Origin of the sequence: Gilliamella sp. CG25, assembly GCF_046635705.1 — a bacterium.
Classification (GTDB): Bacteria; Pseudomonadota; Gammaproteobacteria; order Enterobacterales; family Orbaceae; genus Gilliamella; species Gilliamella apicola_I.
In genome coordinates this window covers 120,345-145,747 of record NZ_JBIDFJ010000001.1, presented here as the reverse complement: position 1 = coordinate 145,747, position 25,403 = coordinate 120,345, and the positions used below count along the sequence as shown (strand labels likewise).

Sequence of the window (25,403 nt, the reverse complement as noted above, 5' to 3'; positions counted from 1 at the left end):
AAAACAACAATATCATTGTACAAAGGTATCGCAACATGACAAACCCATTACTAAAAACTACACCACTTCCTTTATTTTCTCAAATCAAGCCTGAACATGTTTTACCTGCAATTCAAGAGGCTTTGAAAAATTGTCGTCATACGATTGAAACCGTATTAACTAAAAATAGTCAATACACTTGGGATAATTTAATCCAACCCATTGATGAAATGGACGAAAAATTTAGTCGAGCATGGTCTCCAGTAAGCCATCTTAATTCTGTAAAAAATAGCCCTGAACTTAGAGAAGCCTATGAAGCTTGTTTGCCATTATTATCAGAATACAGCACATGGGTTGGACAGCATAAACCGCTTTATCAAGCCTATAAACAGATTAAAGAAAGTGAAGAGTATACCAAACTGACTAAAGCGCAAAAAAAGGTGATCGATAATGCATTACGTGACTTTGAGTTATCCGGAATCGGATTACCGGAAGATAAACAAAAGCGCTATGGTGAAATCGTTGCTAAACTTTCGGAACTCTCCTCTAAATATAGTAACAATGTTTTAGATGCGACCATGGGGTGGACAAAATTAATCACAAATTTAGATGACCTTACAGGCATGCCAGAAAGTGCATTAGCAGCAGCCAAAGAGCAAGCTAAAGCCAAAGAGCAAGCTAAAGCCAAAGGTCAAGAAGGCTGGTTACTCACCCTTGATATCCCAAGTTATTTACCTGTTATGACTTACTGTGATAATCGTGATCTGCGTTTTGAGCTTTATCAAGCTTATAATACAAGAGCATCAGACCAAGGACCCAACGCGGGTAAATGGGATAATACTGAAATAATAAAACAAATTTTATCATTGCGTGATGAGCTAGCACATTTATTAGGCTTTGAGACTTATGCTGATAAATCCTTGGCAACTAAAATGGCTGAATCTACACAGCAAGTCATCGAATTTTTAACTGATTTAGCAAGTAAGGCAAAACCGCAAGGCGAAAAAGAACTAGCCGATTTAAAACGTTATGCTTACGAATTTTTTGGCGCTAGTGATATTAAACCTTGGGACATAGCTTATTACAGTGAAAAACAAAAACAATATCTTTATACCATCAATGATGAAGAGTTGCGCCCTTATTTCCCAGAGCAAACTGTTATAAATGGTCTATTTGAAGTTGTTCATCGTGTATTTGGCATTACGGCAAAACAACGACAAGGCGTCGAAGTTTGGGATCCTGAAGTTAAATTTTATGACCTGTATAATACAGATGGTGAATTAAAAGGTAGCTTTTACCTTGACTTATATGCTCGTGAACATAAACGAGGAGGCGCATGGATGGATGATTGTATTGGTCGTATGCGTTTTGCGGATGGTCACGTGCAAAAACCAGTTGCTTATTTAACCTGCAATTTTAACCGCCCTATTGGCGATAAACCTGCACTATTTACACATAATGAAGTCACAACGCTATTTCATGAGTTTGGACATGGACTTCATCATATGCTGACTGAAATTGATGTCTCTTCAGTTGCAGGAATCAATGGTGTGCCATGGGATGCAGTTGAATTACCAAGCCAATTTTTAGAAAACTGGTGCTGGGAACCCGAAGCATTAGCGTTTATTTCTGGACATTATGAAACAGGTGAACCTTTACCTACTGAAATGCTTGAAAAAATGTTAGATGCTAAAAATTATCAAGCAGCGCTATTTATTTTACGTCAGTTAGAGTTTGGGCTGTTTGATTTTAAACTTCACAGTCAAAAAGATCCTGATATTTTAGAAACATTAAAGCAAGTTCGAGAATTAGTCGCTGTGGTTCCAACTGTTGAATGGGGACGATTCCCTCACGCCTTTAGCCATATTTTTGCAGGGGGCTATGCCGCAGGTTATTACAGCTATCTCTGGGCTGAAATATTATCAGCAGACGCCTTTTCTCGCTTTGAAGAAGAAGGCATTTTTAATACAAAAACGGGAAATGCTTTCCTCGACAATATTTTATCGCAAGGTGGAAGCGATGAACCTATGACACTGTTCAAAAACTTCCGAGGTCGCGAACCCCAACTAGAGGCTTTACTACGTCATTATGGTATCCACTAGTTCTCATTGCGCTCAGCTAAGCCAATTAGCTGAGCAGTGGTTGTCCACACATGGAGATCTTCCGTTTGTCCTACTTAATCAAAATGATCAGCTAGCGCTACAAAAAACAGACGAACCTAAATTAGGTGCCATCGCTGTTGATTTTACTTCTGGCGTCATGGCGCATCGCCGTCAATTTGGTGGAGGACGCGGTGAAGCGATAGCAAAAGCTGTTGGGGTAAAAGGTGATTACTTACCTACCGTCGTGGATGCAACGGCTGGGCTTGGACGTGATGCATTCGTATTAGCGGCTGTAGGTTGTCATGTCACCATGTTTGAAAGACATCCTGTCGTTGCGGCTTTGTTAGACGATGGTCTACAACGTGCCTATCAAGATCCCAATATTGGTAGTTGGCTTCAGCAGCATTTACATCTTATCTATCATTCGAGTATTACTGGACTTGATTCCTATCCAGATAAGCCAGATGTTGTCTATCTTGACCCGATGTTTCCACATCGTCAAAAAAGTGCGCTAGTCAAAAAAGAAATGCGTATTTTTCAACAATTGGTAGGGAGTGATAGTGATGCAGATAGTTTATTAGCACCGGCAAGGCGCTTAGCTAAAAAACGGGTTGTCGTAAAAAGACCGGATACTGCACCTTTTCTCGCCAATGAAAAACCAACCGCTGAAATTAAAACCAAAAATCACCGATTTGATATATATACCCCTGTCAGTGCACTATAGGAATGTTAATATTATGCGATTAGATAAATTTCTCGCTCACCATTTAGGCATCAGCCGTACAATTGTTAATAAAGAATTAAAAGCGAAAAAAGTTACCGTGGATGGTGAAATCATAAAATCAGGAGCTTATCAACTTAGTCCAGAACAACTTGTCGAATACGATGGTTATGAAATCATACCCATCACACAAAACCGCTACTTTATGTTGAATAAACCTCAAGGCTATGTCTGCTCGACGGATGATCCTGATCATCCAACAATTCTCTATTTTATTGATGAACCCATGTCTGAAAAACTTCATGCAGCTGGACGACTGGATCTAGATACGACTGGACTTGTGTTATTAACCGATGATGGTCAGTGGTCACATCGCATTACATCTCCTAAGCACCACTGCGAAAAAGTATATCAAGTGACGGTTGAACACCCATTAACCGATAATTTAATTGAAATATTTCACAATGGCATCCAGTTAAAAAGTGAAAAAACACTGACAAAACCGGCTAAACTGACAATTATCGATGAATTTCATGCGGAATTAATAATTAGTGAAGGACGTTATCATCAAGTTAAACGAATGTTTGCGGCGGTAAATAATCATGTTATTGCATTGCATCGCAAACAAATTGGCAATATTATTCTCGATGTTCCTGAAGGCGAATATCGTCCGCTTACGCAAGATGAGATTGAATCATTTTGTAAATAGCCAATATAAAGCCGTCATTAATAAGTGAATTTAATGATCAAGCTAATTTAATCGAGCCATTATTATCAAAAAATGAAAAGTTAATAATTAATGAAAGCCAACAATCCATGAAGGAATCGCTACGTGCAGCCCTATGACAAATCAATAGAGATCAACATCTCGAAAAAAGCACTTATTTTTATTCTTGGATTATTATCTATGTTAATGCCACTATCCATAGATATGTACTTACCAAGTATGCCAACCATCGCCGAAAATTTTCATGTTTCTGATGCAACTGTGCAGCTCACCATTAGTTGTTATTTATTGGGATTTTCATTTGGTCAACTCATTTTTGGTCCTTTAACTGATAGCTATGGGCGCCGTTATGTCTTAATTTTTGGGTTAATTATTTTCATATTAGCTTCTATAAGTTGTGGAATTGCGGCCAACATTCCTCAATTGATTACGGCTCGATTTTTTCATGGTATAGCAGCTGCTGCAACAGCTATCGTTGTGAACGCATTAATGAAAGACATTTATCGTGATCGTGATGAGTTTTCTAAAATGATGTCTTTTGTTATGTTAATCTCAAATGTCGCTCCGCTACTTGCACCGATTATTGGCGGATTTGTATTATATTGGTTTAATTGGCAAGCCAATTTTTTTGCCCTTGGATTAATTGCATTGTTGTGTTTGGTATTCGTTTTTACGGCTATTCCAGAAACATTAAGTCAATCTAAACGAGATAAATTTAGTTTAACGCGCATTCTCAGTAATTTCATAACGTTATTTCGGCATAGACAAGTATTGTCTTATATGATGATCGGGGCATTTTCAGGGGCTGGATTATTCTCATTTCTTAGTTTAGGGCCATTTGTCTATATGAACTTGCATGGTGTCGAATCAATCCATTTTGGTTATTATTTTGCGCTCAATATTACCGTAATGATTATAATGAATACGATTAATAGCCGTTTTGTTCGCCGTGTCGGTTCAATCAAAATGATGCAATTTGGGCTTTTAATTCAATTTATCATGGCTATCGCACTTACAGTGGTAACTATAACCAATTTAGGGTTTATCTATTTAGTTATCTGTGTAGCGGGTTATATTGGTTGTATATCAACCATTGGCGGAAATAGCATGGCGGTGGTGTTAGATTTTTATTCTCATATCGCAGGCACGGCATCTTCGCTGGCAGGCACGCTTCGATTTGCGGTAGCGGGGGCTATTGGTGTAATACTTTCTACGTTAGTCGCTGCTCATCCCCAGACAACCGTTAATCATAACATGAGCGAATGGCTCATGGTTGGTTCAATGGTAATCTGTAACTTTATTGCGGTCAGTTTATTTTTGCGTATAAAATCTTTCAGAAGGAATGAACAATGATCTATCAATTAGGTGATTTAAAACCACAAATTCATCAACGCTGTTTTATAGCAAATTCGGCGGATATCATTGGTAATGTAGTTTTAGAAGAAGGTGTTTCAATTTGGTTTAATGCCGTTTTACGAGGTGATATCGCACCTATTTTCATTGGTAAAAATAGCAATATACAAGATAATTCAACGATACATATTGAAACGAATATTCCGTGTATCGTAGGTGAAAATGTCACCGTTGGCCATAATGTTATTCTTCATAGCTGTACCATTGACAATAACGTTCTAATTGGCATGGGCAGTACCATATTGAATGGTGCTAAAATTGCCAAAAACTGTTTAGTCGGTGCTAATTCCCTTGTTACGCATAGCTTACCCTATGAAGAAGGTTGCTTAATTCTTGGCTCCCCAGCTAAAATCGTACGTAAATTAACGCAAGCAGAAATCGCAGCCAATATTGAAAATGCACAACATTATGTTCAAAATGGCGAAAGATTCAATAAAACGCTCAATCTTGTCGATTAATCGTAGCCCAATAAATTGTGATTTAAACATATTCACTCTGTGAGAGATTGCAATTTATGGTAAAATACCAACCATTTACTGCGATATTTTTAAGGTACATGTTTGAAAAAGCAAAAAATCACAGGAAAACAGATAATAATTGAACTTATTCTATTAGCGTTAATAGGATTATCCGTTTGCTTGTTTTTATCACTATCGACTTATAACTCATCGGATCCGGGTTGGTCACGTACGGCTTGGCATTATCCTGTCAGTAATTTTGGTGGTTTAATTGGTGCCTATGCTTCCGATATTTTGTTCCAATTTCTAGGCTATATTGCATTTAGTTTACCTGTCATTATTGCATTAATTTGTGTACAGTTAGTTGGTTATTTTTATCGACATGCTAACGAACCGATTAATTATTTCAGTGTCTCTTTTCGGATAATTGGTATTTTAGCCTTTGTTTTTAGTAGTACGGGTTTTTTTGCATTAAATATTAGTGATCCAAGCGAATTTGAAGCTGGTGGTTATCTTGGTTCAATCGTCATAGAAAATCTTTTACCTATGATGAATAACTTTGTTCTTTCTTTGATTCTTCTTGCTGTTTGTTTTGCTTGTGTAACTTTATTAACGGGGCTATCTTGGCTTTACATAATTGAAAAACTTGGTGCTTTTGTTATGGTTTTGCTTACACCAGTAAAATGGTTATTGCTATCCCGTCGTGTCAATCACGTTAATCAAATCGATACTGAACCCAAAAATCAAAAATTATCTCAAGACCAAGAACCTCAAATAACACTGTCAATCAATTCAAATAGTAGTCAATTAGATACTATGGATGATTTTCAAACAAATATAAGCAGTGAAAATAGTGAGACGTCATTAGAAACAAGCATTAATAAAACATCTGATAGTTCAACAACCTCTTTAGCGGCTAACGAGAATGAACAACTCATAAAAACAGCAGCAGAGCTACTACAAACATTAGAAACATCAAAACAAACGCAATCATCCAAAAAAACATCGAGCAAAAAGAATAACACTGAACTTAATCAAAGTGATATCTTAGCTCGTATGGAATTGATTTTGAAAAACATCAATGAACAACAAAATCAAGACCAGATAATTCAAGCTGACGGTCAAGACTTTCAAGCTAAAAAGCTTGAAATAACAGAGCCTTTTGAAGAAGATAAATACACGATCACCGATGCACCGATCAAACCGTTATTTACCTTAACGCATAATGCGAACGAAACAAAACCCGATAGTCAAATCATTGCACCCCACGATGAAGCAACCAAAGAAATATCATCTTTTAAAGAAGTAGTTACACCTTTTACCACAAAAGTTGAAAATCAGAATCAATTTGAAGTTGAAAACCAAATAACACCACAATCCGAAGATGTCGATATTGATGTACTTAAACAAGAAAACCCAATCATCGATGATATATATCCAGAAGAGGTAAGGCTTGAGGAGACTCAAGTGCAAACTTTTGCTTTACGTGAAAATGACAGCGAAGAGGAAGAGAATGATGAGGGTGAAAGTTTGATTCACCCATTATTAAGACGTGATGATAAACCATTACCAAAACCAACCACACCACTGCCGTCATTAAAGTTGCTTACTGCACCACCAACAACACGCATTGAAGTGGATCATGCAGCCTTAAATGCGATGTCAGAATTGATTGAAAAAAGCCTTTCTGACTATAGAGTCAAAGCGAAAGTTGTCGATTACATGCCTGGCCCAGTTATTACTCGCTTTGAAATTGAGCTTGCACCGGGTATCAAAGCTGCTCGTATTTCTACGCTAGATCGGGATTTGGCACGTTCGCTTTCAATGCCATCTGTACGTGTGGTAGAAGTCATTCCAGGCAAACCTTATGTTGGTATAGAGTTACCGAATAAAAATCGACAAACAGTCTATTTTAGAGAAGTCTTAGACAGCCCACAATTTAGAAATGCCCAATCGCCACTTACGGTCGTGTTAGGTAAAGATATCTCAGGGCAATCTGTAGTTGCCGATTTAGCAAAGATGCCACATTTATTGGTTGCCGGTACCACGGGGTCAGGTAAATCCGTTGGTGTCAATGCCATGATTTTAAGCATTTTATATAAATCATCGCCAGAAGATGTCCGGTTTATTATGATTGACCCTAAAATGCTTGAACTGTCAATTTACGAAGGGATCCCGCATCTATTAACACAAGTCGTGACCGATATGAAAGACGCCGCTAACGCCCTTAATTGGTGTGTTAATGAGATGGAAAAGCGTTACCGACTTATGTCAGTTTTAGGTGTACGCAATATTGCTGGTTATAATGAAAAAATTAAACAAGCAGAAGAAATGGGTAGACCGATTCCCGATCCACTTTGGAAACCAACCGACAGTATGGATCTCAATATGCCGACATTGGAAAAATTACCTTATATTGTCGTCATGGTTGATGAATTTGCCGATCTTATCATGGCGGTGGGTAAAAAAGTCGAAGAATTGATTGCAAGGCTTGCTCAAAAAGCACGGGCTGCTGGTATTCACCTTGTATTAGCCACGCAGCGTCCATCCGTAGATGTAATTACAGGTTTAATCAAAGCCAACATCCCTACGCGTATTGCTTTTACAGTTTCGAGTAAAATAGACTCACGCACTATTTTGGATCAAATGGGGGCAGAATCGTTACTTGGTATGGGAGATATGCTATATCTTGCGCCTAATAGTTCAATTCCGATACGTGTTCATGGTGCATTTGTCCGTGATGAAGAAGTCCATGCGGTCGTTCAAGATTGGAAAGCGCGTGGTACGCCAAAATACATTGAAAATGTCACCGTAGCCACCGATGACGGCGAAAGCGGTAGTTCAGATAGTCTTGACGAAGAACTGGATCCCCTATTCGATCAGGTTGTAGAATTTGTTGTTGAAACTCGCCGAGCTTCAATTTCAAGCGTTCAGCGAAAATTTAGAATTGGTTACAACCGAGCAGCAAGAATTGTGGAGCAAATGGAAGTCGAAGGCATTATCAGTGCGCCAAGCCACAATGGAAATCGTGAAGTACTTGCTACATCATCGCATAATGATTACTAGTTATTCAATTACCAATCTATTTTTAAATAGATTGGTAATGTGCCAGTTAAATTCATTCAGTTACATTTTCTAACAATTTCAAAAAGTCAAGCAAGTTTGACATTTCATATAGGTATTAATCAATAATGAACGATTATTCAAAGCAAGTGGCATTCATAGAATCAAAACTGATTAAAGATCAGCAATCTTTACCAGTACAATTTGCCATTAAAGCTTTAATCAGAGAGATATGCTTATCACCCAAACCCGGGCTGGTTGATATGAATAATAACGGTGCGCACCATGATATGAATTTTCAAACTTTTATTGCCAGTATTGAGGCAATATCATGTTGGTTTGAACCCTTCTATCAGTATGGAATAGATTCAGCTAATAAAGATCCTCATCTTTTTTTAACTGATATAAGACCTATCGGGATACAGTGTGAACAAGCGATGTACCATGCTACACATCAAATTAATACCCATAAAGGTGGGATTTTTGCTTTTGGTTTGTTACTTGGCGCTATCGGTAGATTAACGAAACAACAACGACAAATCAATATTCAAAGTATCAACCACGAAGTGTCGACAATTTGCCAAGGCATTGTTGATCATGAGCTTAAACAAAATCATCAAATAAAATCCGTGGGTGAAAAGCTATTTAAACTACACAACCTATCTGGCGCACGAGGAGAAGCAGAATCAGGTTATGCTACAGCAATAAATATCTCACTCCCTATTTACAAACAGATGCAACATAATGGTTATAATGAAGAAGATTCCTTATTACAAGCATTGCTATACTTGCTTGCCTATAATCAGGATACCAATTTGGTATCAAGAGGTGGGCTTGAGGGTTTAAACTTTGTCAAACAACAGGCTAAGCAGATTATTTTGCAAGGTGGCATTACACACCCAGATGGCATTCAGCTATTAACTCAACTTGATGATAAGTTGATTGAACGCAATTTAAGCCCTGGTGGTTCTGCTGATCTTATTGCAATAACCTGGTTTTTATCTCATTACTAGCAAAAAATGATATTGATCAAAAAAAATTAAAAATAATATTGATTATCATTACTAATAATATATTATTTCACCCCCAAAGTATTAAATTAACTTAAAAAAACAATGAAATTGAAATCAATATCTTTATTAGTAATCAGTGCTTTTAGCGCCAATTGTGTACAAGCTTACAATCATGATGTGACTACAGACATCATTTTACCTTTCAACCAAATCGATGAACGTTATTTTTTAACAAATAGCAGCACTACCCCAGTGAATATTATTGCAGAAAATGGTTTAACGATTAAAGATGATGCATCTTTCCATTTGGGTTTTACTGGCAAAACAGCTACCGAACCCGCCTCAAATGCACAAGGTGACATTAACATGTTCATCAAAGGCAATTTTCAAATCTATAATGACACGTGGATTGGTAAATTTGATACCAAATTCTTTACCCAATATTTAGGATTACACAGTGATTTTCCTTTTGATCCTATAGAGCACGATATTAACGTTCATGTTTCGGGTGATATTAATGTTGAGTTAGGTGCAGATAAACAACGAGGTGGTTTGATGATTTTAGCCGGTAACGTAATGCGCACCGGCCCAAATTCTACAGGAAAAACAACGGTTATTGTTGACGGTGATACGAATATTCGTAGTGGCGATAATCATCTAGCTGGCACCGCCTCTGCCCCTGCAAGACTGACCACCCGTACCTTTAATTTAACGGGCGGAGACATTGAAATCATTGGTGCAAAAACAGTATTAGAAACGACAAATAAGGATTCTAATCGTTCTTCTGTTTTAATAGGTAAAACAGGCAAAATGATTGTCATGCGAGAGGGAACGGTTGATGTCAGCCGTGGTGGTAATTTCGATGTTGTAGATCAAGGAATCTTGAGTTCCAGCCGAGGTAATGGTTTTATAAAACTCGCACCAAATGGACAAGTAAATGTTGGTAAAAATGCGACAATCGAATCCTCTAAGGGTTCACTGTCAATTAGTGATCAAACCAATAAAACATCTCAACTCAATATTGATGGTATCGTTAGCTTTGGTATTTCTGATACCAAACAGGTCAATGTGATACGCGGTGATAACATCAATCTTTCATCTAATGCCAAATTTTCAGTAACAGATGACTTTATCAAAAATGGATTGAAATATACGACAACCGATGTAAATGCGACAGTTTTAGCCGCAAATAATAAATTAACGATACACTCTATTCAAGACGGTCAACTAAAACCACTTGTTCAAAATATTTATGGGGACTTGAACTTTAAGCAATCGGGAAATGAACTTGTATTTGTCAATGCGAGCAATGTCACCAATTTCGATGATGTAAAAAATGCACAAAATGCAGCTAAACGCCAAGTCTCACGTTATTATCAACAATCAGGTATTTCTTCAAAAAATGTCGCAAAACGATTGACCGATAATTTGGTAAAAGTCGCTTATGAATCAATGTATAACACAAATAATAATGAAATGATAAGTAAAACTAATACCAAAGCTGGGGAATTAAATTGGCAAATACTCAGCAATATGGCACGTGGTAATTTAGCCATTGAATCAAAAGGAACGACACTATTTTTTAATCAAAATATCGCTGGGCTTTATAATAACAATCATGGTTTACACTTAACTGAAATCGCAATGAATTCACTGAATGATACCAAAGCCATTTTAGATAAACGAGGTCACCAATTTCATCTAAACCAAGGTGAAGAAAATAATTTATGGGTTAACCTGACTCACCATTATGAAAATACCGATAATAATCAGGGCATTTCTGGATATAAATACACCTCTAATGGCTTTATGCTCGGGTTTGATAAAGAAGTTATCGATAATCTTTTAGTGGGTAGTGCCATTGGTTATTCCACAGGGAAATATAAGGATAAAGCGGCTTCATCAAATGATTCTGATATCCATCAATATCAAATTCAGTTATACAGCAGTTATAAATTTCCTAATAATATGCTTGGGTCTACGTTCGCAGGTTATTCCTTTGGAAAAAATGATTTAAAAACTCACGATAGTTTTAATACTATTAAGGAAAAATTTAATAATAGAACGTGGAATTTTGGTGGTGCTGTTGGCTATCATTGGCAAAATACCGAAGAATTTGCAATGATTCCAAGTATTGGTTTAACTTATATTTATACCGAAAATAGTGCTCACAATGTTAGCTATAATCAAATCAACTTGGTTAAATATGGTCAAGCGACAAATTCTGCGGTATTGATGCCACTTGATTTGACCACAACATATTCTTTCTTCAAAAATAAGGATAGTCAATTAACTTTAACGGGTCAAACCGGCTATACTTTTAATTTTAGTCGCAACAAATTTGATAGTGATATTACTCTTAATGGTATCAATGGTTTATCTAAAATGCGTAGCTATTCATCAAACAGGACTAAAAATCAATATAATTTAGGGGCTGGAATCAATTATCAATATCAGTTGATAAATTTAAATCTTGATTATCAATACTTTGGTCAAAGTAAAAAGAATAGTCATTATTTTACAGCAAGTGCTAAGATAGATTTCTAAAATTTCAAACTTGATTGTATTAAAGTTCGCAACATAAAACTATGGTGGTAAAATGTATCACCTTAGTTTTATATTAAATAATATCTTTCAATCGTTCTTGATATTCAGTATCATTCGTAAACTGCCTTTTAATGATAAAAACGTACATTTATCACTGATGTCTTTAATAAAAATTAGCTATTTACTTATTTACTCTTCTGATTTTAGCACTTAACACTATTATCAAATATAAGGAATACGTTATGACAATCTTTGAAGAAAAAGCATTAGCATTAAGTACAAAACTGCAGTGTAAATTTCATCATGCTTTAGATAATCAGCCTCAATATATCACTTTAGCCATGGAAAAGGTTTTATTTCAGATCCAATACTGATGATAACCTTGCTTCTGAATCTATTTTACCGAATGCATTTGAATCCAAGTTTACTAACGTATTGATGAATAAGTCAACAATACAACCCATAGCCAAAAAATCATTAATTAAATCGATAGAGTATGGAGTCTGTAAATAGCGTATTTAATTAATAATTTTTATCTCATCTGCATTCATATTGTTGAACCATCAACTTTATTGCTGAAGAATAAAATATGAAATCTATGATTAATCAATTAACGCTTAAAACTAAGCTTATCAGTTTGATTTGCGCTGTATTTATATTTTCAGTTGTTGTTCAATATATTTATATTATCTATGTGATAAACAAAGAGTATTTTTATCTGTCTTCTCAACGATTTAAAAATATTGCCGAATTAGTATCAACTAATCATAATCTAATTGATCAAGTCAGTAATCCCACGTCAGACAATTTACAAGCAATCCAACATTATACCGAACAAGTTCGCCAACTTTCTTTAGTCGATTTTATTGTCATTTTTAATATGCAAGGTGTACGGTATTCGCATCCCGATATAAATAAAATAAGAGAACCTAGAGTAGGTGGCAATGAACAAAAAACGTTACAAGAAGCGCCCTATCAATCCTCATCAACAAGAACATTTGACGATTCAATTAGCGCAATGAGTCCGATATTCAATGATAAACGTCAACAAATTGGTATGGTTTTAGTTGGACAAACACGCCAAAAAATTAATTATCTGGCTTCAAAGTCAAGCCAACCAATCGGGTTATCATTATTTGTATCCTTTACGTTAGCTGTTATTTTAGCTTGTTTGTTATCGCGTCATATTTCGAAACGATTTTATGGATTTAAACCTACCCAAATGGCTCAACTTTTTGAAGAACATAATGCCATTATTAGAACCGTCAAAGAAGGCATAGTGGTGATTAACCGAAATGGATTAATTTCACAAATTAATGATGAAGCCGTTAGAATATTACATATGGATAAGAGTAAGGAAAACATTATCGGCAAGCCCATTAGCACCCTGATTCCTAATACACGTTTAAATGAAGTTATGAACAAGGGGATTGCTGAATATGATTGTGAGCAAAATATTGATGGTGTGGTAATTTTGATTAATCGTATTCCATTATATGTAAAAAATAAATTAGTTGGAGCCATTGCTTCTTTTCGTGATATAACTGAAATACGCCAGTTAACAGAGAAATTAAAAGACATTAATCGTAATGCCGACACATTACGTTCTCAATCACATGAATTTAGTAATAAATTGCATGTAATTTATGGGCTAGCCTATCAAGATAATAAAAAAGAATTAGTCAATTATCTAGAAGGTATTATTGGCAATAAACAACCAAAATTAGATGAGATTAGTCAGTACATTAAAGACCCCATTATTGCTGGCTTTCTTAATAGTAAATTGAGTCGAATAAAAGAATTAGGGGTATCGTTAACTTTTAACATTAATGGAATGCTCGCCCCTATTTCTAATCACTTAGTCATTCATAGTTTAATCACTATTCTTGGCAATCTAATCGATAATAGTTTAGATGCCGTTCATAGTTTAGCTGATAAAAAAATAGAGATAAATTTTACTGTCCAAAACGGCTATTTTTACATCGAAATCATGGATAACGGGATAGGTATTTCTGAAAAAGAGGTAAAGCATATCTTTCAAAAAGGCTATTCAACCAAAGGAGATAATCGTGGTATGGGATTATATTTGGTTTTATCTTGTGTTAATGAACTTGGCGGTAATATTCAGTTATTCAATCTTGGTAAGAAAAAAGGAACATGCTTTAAAATATCACTGCCATTAGCAGTCCTTTATCGAGAAGTATCATAATTGTAATGACCTGATAATTTATAAATATGTCTCATAAAAATGAAATTAAATAACATATAAGTTACCTAATTGTAGTTAACCGCAATTAGGCTTTAACATTTATTATTTATCTAACGTGATTTCATCCAACGATAAACTAAAACTTGGCACAAATATTTCTAAAAAATAATTCATTTCAGGACTTCCGCGTTCAGATAATGTCTTTTTCAAACGCTGCTCAGCCAATCTAAACTCATTATTACCGGCACTAAGCTCTTCAATCGTCTTAAGATAAGCACATAACGCATCAGCCTGTTTGACAATGTTTTTTTCTGTTTCATCATAAAAGTCATCATCAATGAGCGTTCTAAAATCATCTTGTAACTCTTGCGGTAACATATTAATTAGCTTGTTTTGTGCAATTTTTTCAATCTTTTTGTATTCTGTTGTAATTTGAGGATTATAGTATTTTGTCGGTGTAGGAAGGTCTCCAGTAATCACTTCAGATGCATCATGATACATAGCTAATAAAGCGATTCTTTCAGGATTAACTTTTCCATCAAAATGTTTGTTTTTGATAATTGCTAACGCATGTGCAACAAAAGCAACTTGAAGACTATGCTCAGATACATTTTCTGTTCTGACATTGCGCATTAACGGCCAACGATTAATTAATTTTAATCGTGAAAGATGAGCAAAAAAATGGCTTTTATTCATATCATCATCTCATTAGTTATAAAAACAAAAACGCTCCCATTAAAAAATGGAAGCGTTTAAATTCATTTTTAAAACAAATTGTTAAGCTAAAACAAGCTGTTTTGTACCCAATGCGAGCGGAACAGTTTGATCATCAGCAAATGTAACATATTCCCATGCACTTTGCTTAGCTAACAACGCTTGTAATAATTGATTATTTAATGCGTGTCCTGATTTGTAACAAATCACTTCACCTATCATGTTGTGACCACTCATATACAGATCGCCGATAGTATCTAGCATTTTATGGCGAACAAACTCATCCTCAAATCGTAAACCATCTTCATTGAGAACTTTATAATCATCCACCACAATGGCACAATCTAAACTACCACCTAAGCACAAACCTTTAGATTGTAATGCTTCGATATCTCGCATAAAACCAAACGTTCTTGCACGGCTAATCTGACGAATGAAAGATTCAGATGAAAAATCCAACTGATAACGTTGAGAACTATTATCAATTGCTGGGTGATGGAAATCGATTGTAAAATCCAATCTGAATCCACTATATGGTCTCACTTCAGCCCATTTATCCCCATTTTCAACACGTACCGTCTCTTTGATGCGTAAAAACTTTTTAAGCGCATTTTGTTCAACAATGCCAGCATCAAGCAGCAAATAGACAAACGGGCTTGCGCTACCATCCATAATAGGAATTTCTGGTGCATTAACCTCAATAATAATATTATCAATACCCAGTCCTGCTAATGCTGAATTGATGTGCTCAACCGTCGAAATACGCACATTATCTTCATTAACCAGACAGGTACAAAGCATTGTATCGCGAACCGATTTAGCATCCACAGGAAAATCAACATAAGGATTCAAATCAGTTCGACGATATATAACACCCGTATTTTCAGGAGCAGGACGCAACGTCAAAGTAACTTTTTTGCCAGTATGTAAACCGACACCAGTTGCTTGAATTGTCTTTTTTAATGTTCTTTGTTTCATTAGCACCTACTGTTTTTTTATTTGTTTCTATTGAACTATGACAATAAAAAATCAAATAAGTTCACTTTTAATTCGCTTGTTTACGAATAAAAGCAGGAATATCTAAAATCTTATTTTCTTCAAGCGGAGAAATTGCTTGTTCATTCACTACTTTAGCTAATTTCTCTTCTTGTTGACCCAAATTGTTATTTTGGCTAAACAATGAGTTTTGTTGAATTGGTTTGGTTATTTTCGCTTCAGGACGTTTATCCATACCAATACCCGTTGCAACCACAGTAACACGAATTTCATCTGACATATCTGGATCGAAAGTTGTACCAACAACTACTGTTGCATTATCAGAAGCAAAAGCTCTTACCGTGCTACCCACTGTTTCAAACTCTTCCAAACCAAGATCTAAACCAGCGGTTACATTAACTAATACACCACGCGCACCAGATAAGTCGATGTCTTCAAGTAGTGGACTTGAAATAGCCATTTCAGCCGCCTCTTCAGCTCGATTATCGCCACTTGCACGTCCAGAACCCATCATAGCATATCCCATCTCTGACATCACTGTTCTAACGTCAGCAAAGTCAACATTGATATGTCCTGGTTTGGTGATTAATTCTGCGATACCTTGCACAGCACCTTTTAATACGCCATTTGCTGCGGCAAATGCATCTAATAGTTTAACACCACGACCTAAAACTTTTAACAATTTATCATTTGGTATAGTAATAAGTGAATCGACGTGTTTTGCTAACTCAGCGATGCCTTGTTCAGCAAAAGCCATACGCTTTTTACCTTCAAATCCAAATGGTTTAGTCACAACAGCAACCGTCAAAATACCCAATTCTTTAGCAATTTCGGCAACAACTGGAGCAGCGCCCGTACCTGTGCCACCGCCCATACCAGCGGCAATAAACACCATATCAGCACCTTCAATTGCACTGCGGATGACCTCACGATCTTCCTCGGCAGAGTTCCTACCCACTTCCGGATTAGCACCTGCACCAAGACCTTTAGTCACATTCGTGCCGATTTGGATAGTTTGACCTACCTTAATTCTTTTCAATGCTTGCGCATCAGTATTTGCCGCAAAAAATTCAACACCTTCAATATGCTCAGCAATCATATGTTCGACAGCATTACCACCGCCACCACCGACACCAATAACTTTAATGACTGCTGCTGGTTCATCATCTGCAACCATAGGCTCAAACATAACTTATCTCCAAATATACGATCTAAGGACATTGTACATATAACCGCCAACAATGTCCACGAAGTTCTTGAAATATATTAGCTAAAATTCTTTTTTAAACCAACCGGTCAATCGTTTAGCTATCCCTTTTAATGATGACTTATGATTATCTTTGCCATCATCACTTAATAAACTTTGTTTCCCGTAATGTAATAATCCTACTGTCGTTGAACAATAAGGCTTTTGTACATAATCAGTTAATCCTGAAATATTTAACGGCTGTCCTACACGAACTTGATTTTGAAAAACTTTTTCAGCACACTCCACCATTCCTTTTATTTGTGCTGCACCACCAGTTAATACTATACCTGCAGCTAATTGATATTTTACATTTTGTTTTTTCAATTCATCTTGTAATGATAATAATTCTTTTTGTACTAACGATAATAATTCTGAATAGCGAGGTTCAATTACGTCAGCCAGTGTTTGACGTTGTAAAGAACGGGACGGTCGACCACCGACACTTGGCACATCAATAACTTCATCTTTACCGATTAATGAACCAACAGCACATCCATAACGAATTTTGATATTTTCTGCATCCATTGGAGGAGCACCAAATGCATAAGCGATATCGCTCGTCACGACATTTCCTGCATAGGGGATGACAACTGAATGACGTAATGCTCCGCCTGTGTAAACTGTCACATCCATCGTTCCACCACCAATATCAATGACACAAACCCCTAACTCTTTTTCATCATCAGTTAATACTGCATAGCTTGATGCTAACCCCGAAAAAATAAGCTGATCAACTTTCAATCCACAACGTTCAACTGCTTTTACTATATTCCTTGCCATATCATTATGACAAGTGACTAAATGCACTTTCGCTTTCATCCGAACGCCAGATAATCCTATTGGATTTTTAATTCCTTCTTGCAAGTCAATGGAATATTCTTGCGCAATTACATGTAATATTCTATGTTCATCTAGTATTCTTACTGATTTGGCAGTATGAACAACATTCTCAACATCTTCGGCAGTCACTTCTTCATCGGCAATTGGCACCATGCCTATCTCATTTTGACAACGTATGTGTTTGCCAGAAAGACTTAAATAAACAGAGGAAATCTGGCAATCAGCCATCAATTCAGCTTGATCAATTGCACGTTGGATTGATTTAACTACAGACTCAAGATCGTTTACACCACCTTTATCAACCCCCTTTGATGGGCAATGTCCAACGCCGATGATATTGACAATACCATCGGGAAGAACTTCGCCAACAAGAGCGAGTACTTTTGATGTACCTACTTCTAGTCCAACCACCAATTTTTTTTCTGTTGCTTTCATATTTCAGCCTTAAATTATTCCCTACTGAGCCATTTTTTCTCTTTGTACTGAAATGCCATTCTCATAACGTAAATCAGCGACCGTTATTCTTTCATCAGCTGGTATTCTTGATTGAATTTCAGGAAATAATTTGATAAATCGTTGATAACGTTGTTCGATATGTTCGTTACCTAACATCAATTTTATTTCATGATTTTCTTCACAAAAATCGGCTATACACTGTTTCACCATTAGCTGCCAAGCATTTCGCTCATCAGCTATCGCAGATTGAATATGCAAAGCTAATTGATTACTAGCTAATTTTTTTGAAAGATCATCTAATTTATAATACGTTTCTAATACTGGTTTTGCTTTACCTTCCGGACCATAAAGTCTGGGTAATTTTAACTCGCCAATACGATCTAGCGGCACACTAAATACATTTCCATTTTTATCTAGTAAAAATAAATCATTCCAATAAAAGACCGGTTTGTACTCTTCGACATAAACAATTAATTTATCTGGCCATTGCTTACGTACACTAACCTGCTTTACCCACGGAAATCTTAATATTTCTTGTTGTATATCATTTACATCTTGACCAATATAAGTATTAGGTAACCCTAATCCCAGAATCGCTTGTCTAAGGTCATCTTCGGTCGTATAAGTGTATTCGCCACTAAAATTTAATTGTGACAATACCATCTGCTCTGGATCATCCATCCAATTTTTAACACTTTGAATGACCCAAACGCTAATAACAATAATTGTTAGTAGAAACAAAAAGCCAATCAACTGCTCTTTGCTACTAAAAATAAGCAAGCGCCTAGTTTTTAGGTTTTCCCTTCTATGAGCGGCTTGCCGAATTTGTTTCATAAAATAAGGCCAGTTATATTGTTGCTGAATTCAAGATTCGACTAACAAGCTCTTTAAATGACCAGCCATGTTGTTTTGCAGCCATGGGAACTAAACTATGATCTGTCATTCCTGGTGCGGTATTAACTTCTAACAAATAAGGGATTTGATTAGCATCAAACATAATATCAACTCGTCCCCAACCTCGGCAGCCAACCGCTTTATAAGCATCAAGTGCTAACTTACGGATCTCTTGCTCTTTTTCATCAGATAATCCACTTGGGCAAAAATACTGCGTAGAATCTGACAAATATTTTGCATCGTAATCATAAAACTTTGTCGCCGGTTTGATATGAATTGACGGTAAAACGTCTTCTCCAACAATAGCAACGGTAAATTCTGGGCCAGATAAAAATGATTCAACCATAACAGAATTATCATATTTAAAAGCATGTTCGAGAGCTGTCTTAAGCTCATTAGCGTGATTAACTCGCGTCATTCCTACACTTGAACCTTCATGACTTGGTTTTACAAATAGAGGAAGCCCAAGCTTTTGCACAATGGCATCAGTATCAATTGAGCAGCTCTTTTCTACCATAACATAATCAGCAACTGGTAAACCTAGTGCTTTCCAAACTAATTTAGTTTTTAACTTATCCATAGTTAGTGCAGACGATAAAACATCACTACCGGTATAAGGAATATTTTGATAAGTCAAAATTGCTTGAACAATACCATCTTCACCACCACGGCCATGAAGAATGACAAATGCTTTAGTAAAGCCATCTTCTTTTAAGTTGGTAATTGGTTGATCTTTAGTATCTATAAGATGGGCATCAACTCCACTAGCCAATAATCCTGCTAGTACAGCTTGACCTGATTTAAGCGATACTTCCCGCTCTGCAGATGTTCCACCATACAATACCGCAACTTTATCAATCATTATAGACCTTCTCCTGAAAAAATTTGAGCATCGGCTAACTGACGTGCAATACGACCTACACTACCCGCGCCTTGAGTTAATAACAGATCTCCACCTTTTAAAATTTCTTTCATCATTTCAGGTAAGAGATCTAAATCTGAAACATAAATCGGATCCACTTTGCCCCGATTACGAATTGAACGGCACAAAGAACGACTATCTGCTCCGGCAATCGGTTGCTCACCAGCAGAATAGACGTCTAACATTACAAGCGCATCAACCTGAGATAGCACTTGAGCAAAATCATCAAATAAATCACGAGTACGTGTATATCGATGAGGTTGGAATAGCATAACTAAACGACGATCCGGCCAACCATTTTTAGCCGCTTGTATCGTTGCATTAACTTCACTTGGATGATGACCATAGTCATCAACCATCATAATGTCTTTACCATTAGCATGCGGAAAAACGCCTAGTAAATCAAAACGCCGACTTGTACCAGCAAATTTTGCCAATGCATTAATGATCGATTGATCATCTATGCCATCTTCAGTCGCTGCAATAATTGCGGCCGCTGAATTTAAAGCATTATGTTTACCGGGTGCATTTAATTCGATTTCTAAATCATTACGATCTGGACGACACACAGTGTAGTAACTGACGCCTCGTTCTTGGCGATAATTTTTAATTACCACATCCGCTTCTTCACTAAAACCGTAAGTAATAATTTTACGTCCAACAATCGGTAATAATTCACGATTAATTGGATCGTCATAACACATCACCGCTAGACCATAAAAAGGTAAATTACGCAAAAAAGAGATAAATGTTTGTTTAAGATTTTCCACACTACCTTGATAGGTGTCCATATGGTCTGGTTCAATATTGGTAACAATAGAAACCATAGGTTGTAAGTGTAAAAATGAAGCATCACTTTCATCTGCTTCAGCAATAAAATAACGGCTACTACCTAATTTAGCATGCGTGCCTGCCGCTTTAACTAAACCGCCATTAACGAACGTTGGATCAAGTTTCGCTTCGGCATAAATAGCGGTGACCATGGCGGTTGTCGTTGTTTTACCATGTGTACCCGCAATAGCGATACCATATCGGAAACGCATAAGCTCGGCTAACATTTCAGCCCGCTGAATAACAGGAATACGAGCATCCCGCGCTGCTACAACTTCAATATTATCTTGTGAAATTGCGGAAGAGATTACGACAACGCTTGAATTAATCACATTTTCAGCTGCATGACCAATCACAATTTTCGCACCTAATTTTTTTAGATGCTCAGTAACAGCATTTTCTGCAATATCTGAGCCACTAATTTCGTAACCTTCATTAGCAAGAACTTCAGCAATTCCTCCCATACCTGCGCCACCAATACCCACAAAATGGATATGTTTGACACGTTTCATTTGAGGAATAATTGCTCTTAATTCTGCTAATTCCTTTGTATTCACAATCTAACTCCTAAATATTCTGTAGTTGAGTATTTTGTTTATTTTTTATTGAGCTTTTTTAATTTTGTAAAATTCTAATTATGCATTTAAAGCTATTATTATCTAAACATTGATCTAACCTGCAACATCTTGACACGATTATTACATAAAGTTATATCAAAAACTAATTATTTTATCACTGATTTTATCGTATCCGCCACTCTTTCGGTAGAATTTGTAATAGATAGACTTTTCGCCTTAACCGCCATTTCGATTAATTTATCTCTATTTAAATTTCTTAACACACTCATCAATGATTCGCTATTAAAGTCAGGTTGTTCAATAATCTTTGCAGCATCAATATCTGAAAGCGATTTAGCATTCCAAAATTGTTGGCGATCTTTATGCATAAAAGGGACAAAAATCGCACCAATGCCGACAACTTCGATTTCACTTACCGTTAATGCCCCACTGCGACAAATCACAATATCCGCCCAACGATAGGCTTCTGCTACATCAGTAATAAATTCAGTCACTTTATTTTTTGTCATATCACAATCTTGATAGGCTCGCATAACAGGTTCTAGCATGCCTTTTCCTGTTTGATGCCAAACAACAAATTTATCGGATAATTTTGTCATTACCTGAGGAACAACATCATTGAGTACTTTTGCCCCTTGACTTCCGCCCATTACTAAAACTCTAATTGGTTCTTGACGATTTTCAAAACGTTCGTTAGGTTCAGCAATAGTTAATAAATCGTCACGAACAGGATTTCCTACTACTTCAGCTTTTGGAAAAGCTGTCGGAAATGCTTGTAAAACTTTAGTTGCAATTTTTGCAAGCCACTTATTAGTTAACCCTGCTACACCATTTTGCTCATGTAATACGACAGGAATTCCTAATGTCTTCGCTGCAATGCCACCCGGCCCAGACACATACCCTCCCATACCAAGTACAACATCCGGTTGATAAGTTTTTAAGATTTTTCTGGCTTGTAGAACCGCTTTTAAGATTTTATAAGGTGCTTTTAGCATTGCACCAATTCCTTTACCGCGTAGACCTGATATTTCTATAAAATCAATCTCGATACCATTTTCAGGGACTAAATGCGCTTCCATTCGATCTGCTGTGCCAAGCCATCTGACTTGCCAACCTTGTTTCATTAAATAATGCGCAACGGCAATACCTGGAAAAACATGTCCACCTGTACCACCTGCCATAACTAATAATTTTTTCATTACTTTATTGACCTTATTCTTGCTTGGGCTTGTTGTTGTCTAAATTCAAAATCGATTCTAAGTAGGATTGCCACAGCCACACTCATTACAATTAAACTCGATCCACCATAGCTAATGAAGGGTAACGTTAATCCCTTAGTAGGTAACATTCCAGATGTTACCCCCACATTAACAAAGGTTTGAAAACCAAACCAAATACCGATTTGGCAAGCTAAATAGCCAGAAAATTGTAATCCTTCATTTAATGCTCGATACCCAATCGCCAATCCCTTAAAAGCCAGAGAAAAAAGTAATGTCAGCAGGAAAATGACGCCAAGATAACCAAATTCTTCCGAAATAATAGCGAAAATAAAATCGGTATGGCGTTCAGGTAAATAACCTAATTTCAGAATCGAGTTACCCATTCCTTGCCCAGCAAATCCTCCATTACCAATTGCTATTAATGAATTCACTAACTGGTAACCTACACCATTAGCATCTTCCCAAGGATTAAGAAATGTTAATAACCGTTTTAAACGGTATGACTCAAATAATATTAAACTGACAACCGCTGCAACACCTGTCGATAAAATAGCGATAAATTGCCACAACTTTGCACCAGCGATAAATAGAATTCCTATAGTAACAATAAATAATACAATTACTGTGCCTAGATCGGGTTGAAGTAATAGCAAAATGGAAAGCACAGCCATAACGACCATTGGCTTAAAAAACCCCCAAAATCCGTTTTGTACTTCATCTGACTTTCGAGTCAAATAACTTGCTAAAAAGACAAATAAAGCCAATTTAGCAAGCTCGGCCGGTTGAAAGTTAAAAACGCCTAGCGGAATCCATCTTGCTGCGCCATTAATGGAAGACCCCACGCCTAAAACAGCAACAAGCATGATAATTGTCATAATGAGTAATACTGTTCCAAATTGCTGCCAACGTTTCATTGGGATCGATAAGGTTATACACATTAAAACAAGTGAAATACCCAGCTGTATGAGTTCACGCTGAGTATAGAAAAAAGGATTATTATCATTCGATGACATTGACGCTGATGTCACCATAACTAATCCGAATATCATCAATCCAAATATCGTCCAAAGCAATTGATTATCAAAAGGGACGTGAGGATTAACTTGCTTTTTTATTGCCAACGAGATCATTTTTCACTCCTTTGCGCATATTGTTTAGCCAAAAGTGCAAATTGATTTCCTCGCTCTATATAGTTTTTAAATTGGTCTAAACTTGCACAAGCAGGTGAGAGTAAAACAATATCGTTAGCCTCTACTTTTTGAGCGATTATTTGCATAGCCTCAGCTAATGTCGCAGTCATTGTTGTGATTTTGGGTGCTAATTTTGCTAATAACTCACGATCTCGACCAAAACAAAAAATCTCAAGATGACTATTTTTTAGATATGGAATTAATGGAGAAAAATCAGCTGATTTTCCATCACCACCAAGCAATAAAAATAATTTTCCATGACATACGACACTTTTTAAAGCAGCTTCCGTACTACCTACATTGGTTGCTTTAGAATCATTAATCCATTTGACCCCATTTTGTTCCAAAACTAATTCAAAACGATGAGGTAAACCATGAAAGTTGGCTATTGTTGCTAAACTAGATTGTCGTGATATTGATAATTTATCTGCAATAGCTAATGCTGCTAACGCATTGAGATAATTGTGGCTTCCCGTTAGCTTCATTGTGTTAGTCGATAAAACGGGCTTTTCCTGCGCAATCAAATGTGCATAATCATCATCCAGATGATAATCGCCTGAATGTAAGCCAAATAACACATTATGACTATCTTTTTCTTTTGGAAAAGTTAGTTTATCATCATGATTTACTACACAGTATTTTGCATTCACATAAATTCGTTGTTTAGCCTCTACATATTGTTTGAGTCCTAAAGGATACCTATCCATATGATCTTCTGAGATATTCAAAATCGTTGCAACCGTTGCATGCAAACTGTGCGTGGTTTCAAGCTGAAAGCTAGACAGCTCAAGTACGTACACATCGCAATCTTGAGCCAGTAAAGATAGTGCAGGTTGACCTATATTGCCACCGACACCCACTTTGATACCTGCAGACTTAACAATTTCACCAACTAATGTCGTCACCGTCGTTTTGCCATTAGCGCCTGTGATTGCCACAATCTTTTTATTAGGTAGTTGATTAACTTCACGACAAAAAAGCTCTATATCGCCAATGATTTCGATACCTTTATCGGCAGCTTGTTTGAGTTCAGGGGTTGATAAAGCGATACCAGGGCTAACAATTATTAAATCAGCATCGAATAGCCAATCGACATTTAAATCGCCTAAATGATAGGCAACTCGTTGATCCAGTTGTTCTAATCCTGAAGGTAATAAACGAGTATCAATTACTTTAGGAATAACATTTTGCGCAAGAAAATAGTCAACACAAGAAAGCCCTGTGACACCTAACCCAATGATAACAACATTTTTACCCTGATAGCGAATCATGATTCAATCC

General features: G+C 36.5%; 20 protein-coding genes. 10 read left to right on the top strand and 10 right to left on the bottom strand.

The window, feature by feature from the left end; all coding sequences use genetic code 11:
- Window positions 1-35: 35 nt before the first annotated feature.
- The 10 genes from prlC to ACGH6P_RS00595 all read left to right on the top strand — a co-directional run bounded on the left by prlC (window position 36) and on the right by ACGH6P_RS00595 (window position 14,232).
- Complete coding sequence (gene prlC / locus ACGH6P_RS00640; RefSeq protein WP_411596481.1) at window positions 36-2,081, top strand: oligopeptidase A; 2,046 nt, start codon at window positions 36-38, stop codon at window positions 2,079-2,081.
- Window positions 2,068-2,805: a class I SAM-dependent methyltransferase gene (locus ACGH6P_RS00635; RefSeq protein WP_411596480.1), complete on the top strand. Its 738-nt coding sequence runs from the start codon at window positions 2,068-2,070 to the stop codon at window positions 2,803-2,805. The genes prlC and ACGH6P_RS00635 overlap by 14 nt, the downstream gene beginning before the upstream one ends.
- A 13-nt stretch (window positions 2,806-2,818) precedes the next feature.
- Window positions 2,819-3,511, top strand: a complete 693-nt coding sequence (gene rsuA, locus ACGH6P_RS00630) for a 16S rRNA pseudouridine(516) synthase RsuA (RefSeq protein ID WP_267352329.1) — start codon at window positions 2,819-2,821, stop codon at window positions 3,509-3,511.
- Between the two features lie 123 nt (window positions 3,512-3,634).
- Window positions 3,635-4,882 (top strand): Bcr/CflA family multidrug efflux MFS transporter, encoded by a 1,248-nt coding sequence (locus tag ACGH6P_RS00625; RefSeq protein WP_411596479.1) that lies wholly within the window; start codon window positions 3,635-3,637, stop codon window positions 4,880-4,882.
- The gene (locus ACGH6P_RS00620) at window positions 4,879-5,400 is read left to right on the top strand and encodes a gamma carbonic anhydrase family protein (protein ID WP_267352331.1); all 522 of its coding nucleotides are present in this window, start codon (window positions 4,879-4,881) and stop codon (window positions 5,398-5,400) included. The genes ACGH6P_RS00625 and ACGH6P_RS00620 overlap by 4 nt, the downstream gene beginning before the upstream one ends.
- 102 nt (window positions 5,401-5,502) lie before the next feature.
- A complete protein-coding gene (locus tag ACGH6P_RS00615; protein ID WP_411596478.1) occupies window positions 5,503-8,466 on the top strand; it encodes a DNA translocase FtsK 4TM domain-containing protein in 2,964 nt (987 codons plus the stop codon).
- A gap of 125 nt (window positions 8,467-8,591) precedes the next feature.
- On the top strand, window positions 8,592-9,476 hold the full coding sequence (gene citG, locus ACGH6P_RS00610; RefSeq protein ID WP_267352332.1) for a triphosphoribosyl-dephospho-CoA synthase CitG: 885 nt from the start codon (window positions 8,592-8,594) through the stop codon (window positions 9,474-9,476).
- A 102-nt stretch (window positions 9,477-9,578) separates the two neighbouring features.
- Window positions 9,579-12,023, top strand: coding sequence for an autotransporter outer membrane beta-barrel domain-containing protein (locus ACGH6P_RS00605; RefSeq protein ID WP_411596477.1), 2,445 nt, complete (start codon window positions 9,579-9,581; stop codon window positions 12,021-12,023).
- A 242-nt stretch (window positions 12,024-12,265) separates the two neighbouring features.
- On the top strand, window positions 12,266-12,397 hold the full coding sequence (locus ACGH6P_RS00600) for a hypothetical protein (protein WP_267352334.1): 132 nt from the start codon (window positions 12,266-12,268) through the stop codon (window positions 12,395-12,397).
- Between the two features lie 215 nt (window positions 12,398-12,612).
- On the top strand, window positions 12,613-14,232 hold the full coding sequence (locus tag ACGH6P_RS00595; RefSeq protein ID WP_411596476.1) for an ATP-binding protein: 1,620 nt from the start codon (window positions 12,613-12,615) through the stop codon (window positions 14,230-14,232).
- A gap of 102 nt (window positions 14,233-14,334) precedes the next feature.
- On the opposite strand, the gene yfbR is transcribed toward ACGH6P_RS00595, so the two are convergent.
- From yfbR to murD, 10 genes are all read right to left on the bottom strand, one after another.
- Window positions 14,335-14,928 (bottom strand): 5'-deoxynucleotidase, encoded by a 594-nt coding sequence (gene yfbR / locus ACGH6P_RS00590; RefSeq protein ID WP_267352336.1) that lies wholly within the window; start codon window positions 14,926-14,928, stop codon window positions 14,335-14,337.
- Between the two features lie 81 nt (window positions 14,929-15,009).
- Entirely contained in the window at window positions 15,010-15,924 is a 915-nt protein-coding gene (gene lpxC / locus ACGH6P_RS00585; protein WP_267352337.1) for a UDP-3-O-acyl-N-acetylglucosamine deacetylase, read from the bottom strand.
- A 67-nt stretch (window positions 15,925-15,991) separates the two neighbouring features.
- The gene (gene ftsZ, locus ACGH6P_RS00580) at window positions 15,992-17,131 is read right to left on the bottom strand and encodes a cell division protein FtsZ (RefSeq protein ID WP_065558885.1); all 1,140 of its coding nucleotides are present in this window, start codon (window positions 17,129-17,131) and stop codon (window positions 15,992-15,994) included.
- An 81-nt stretch (window positions 17,132-17,212) separates the two neighbouring features.
- Window positions 17,213-18,466: a cell division protein FtsA gene (gene ftsA, locus ACGH6P_RS00575; RefSeq protein WP_065558886.1), complete on the bottom strand. Its 1,254-nt coding sequence runs from the start codon at window positions 18,464-18,466 to the stop codon at window positions 17,213-17,215.
- A 21-nt stretch (window positions 18,467-18,487) separates the two neighbouring features.
- Window positions 18,488-19,321 carry an FtsQ-type POTRA domain-containing protein gene (locus ACGH6P_RS00570; RefSeq protein WP_065558887.1) on the bottom strand — a complete coding sequence of 278 codons (834 nt, stop codon included), beginning with the start codon at window positions 19,319-19,321 and terminating at the stop codon, window positions 18,488-18,490.
- A gap of 13 nt (window positions 19,322-19,334) precedes the next feature.
- Window positions 19,335-20,243 carry a D-alanine--D-alanine ligase gene (locus ACGH6P_RS00565; protein WP_267361443.1) on the bottom strand — a complete coding sequence of 303 codons (909 nt, stop codon included), beginning with the start codon at window positions 20,241-20,243 and terminating at the stop codon, window positions 19,335-19,337.
- Entirely contained in the window at window positions 20,243-21,691 is a 1,449-nt protein-coding gene (murC, locus tag ACGH6P_RS00560; RefSeq protein WP_411596475.1) for a UDP-N-acetylmuramate--L-alanine ligase, read from the bottom strand. The genes ACGH6P_RS00565 and murC overlap by 1 nt, the downstream gene beginning before the upstream one ends.
- A 167-nt stretch (window positions 21,692-21,858) precedes the next feature.
- Window positions 21,859-22,911 (bottom strand): undecaprenyldiphospho-muramoylpentapeptide beta-N-acetylglucosaminyltransferase, encoded by a 1,053-nt coding sequence (murG, locus tag ACGH6P_RS00555; protein ID WP_411589922.1) that lies wholly within the window; start codon window positions 22,909-22,911, stop codon window positions 21,859-21,861.
- Window positions 22,911-24,062: a cell division protein FtsW gene (ftsW, locus tag ACGH6P_RS00550; protein ID WP_411596474.1), complete on the bottom strand. Its 1,152-nt coding sequence runs from the start codon at window positions 24,060-24,062 to the stop codon at window positions 22,911-22,913. Before ftsW ends, murG begins: the two co-directional genes overlap by 1 nt.
- On the bottom strand, window positions 24,059-25,393 hold the full coding sequence (murD, locus tag ACGH6P_RS00545; RefSeq protein WP_267352341.1) for a UDP-N-acetylmuramoyl-L-alanine--D-glutamate ligase: 1,335 nt from the start codon (window positions 25,391-25,393) through the stop codon (window positions 24,059-24,061). The genes ftsW and murD overlap by 4 nt, the downstream gene beginning before the upstream one ends.
- Window positions 25,394-25,403: the final 10 nt, after the last annotated feature.